The organism is Parashewanella curva (assembly GCF_003675895.1).
Taxonomy (GTDB): domain Bacteria; phylum Pseudomonadota; class Gammaproteobacteria; order Enterobacterales; family Shewanellaceae; genus Parashewanella; species Parashewanella curva.
The window spans coordinates 1-862 of record NZ_ML014958.1 but is presented as its reverse complement, the minus strand read 5'-3'; the positions used below and the strand labels follow the sequence as shown (position 1 = coordinate 862).

General features: G+C 47.6%; 1 protein-coding gene. It reads left to right on the top strand.

What is annotated here, in order from left to right:
• The coding region (locus D5018_RS21905; protein ID WP_165905159.1) for an Ig-like domain-containing protein at positions 1-862 on the top strand (862 nt) is incomplete at both ends.

The following is an 862-nucleotide window of genomic DNA, read 5'->3' as shown; positions in this document are numbered from 1 at the left end:
TTGATAGGTTACACAGGCACCGACCCCGACATGAACCAAGTCATGACCATCAAGCTCAATGCGCCAGTGAACACAACAGGCGGAACCTGGACGTACGATGTGACCTTATTACAGCCTGTCGATCATGTAGATCCGCTCACCGAGGATGCTATTTCACCCTTGTTTTCCGTAATCGTTACTGATAGTGAAAATAATGTGGATACTGGTAGTTTCTTTGTTGCTTTTGAAGATGACAGTGCCGCTGACTTTATCGTACCTGCAGTTGATGTATTAGAATTGAACGCGTTACCCGGAGAGGCAATCGGTCAAGCTGCGGGTGAGTTAGGCATTCAGTGGGGGGGCGATGGAGCAGGCAGCTTAATCCTGCAACCGACCACAGAATCAGGCATTAAAACCGTCGATGGTCAGAACATTAGTTTTGTTCTTGTGGGTAACGTAATATCCGGAACCGCAGCCGATGGCACCGAAATTTTTACATTTGAACTCAACCAAAGCACCAACAATTGGGACTTTGTTCAATATCACCCCATACAAGCCCCATCGGATGGAGACTTGGATTTTCACTTCACCATTGTTGATGGAGACGGAGACAGAAGTACAGGTCATATTACGATAAATCCGCTCATCAATCATGACATCGATGCAGTTGATGACAGCTACAACGTGCCTGAAGATGGCAGCGTCACCTTAGATCTGCTCGCCAATGACATCGCCCCAGATGGCGGCAAATCTATCGTCTCCATTAATGGAATAACACTGACAGGCTCTGCGCAAACCATCGCGGTCACAAATGGCAATGTACTCATTGCGGCAGATGGCACCATTACCTTTGAGCCAGTAGGTGACTACAATGGCGAAGTCA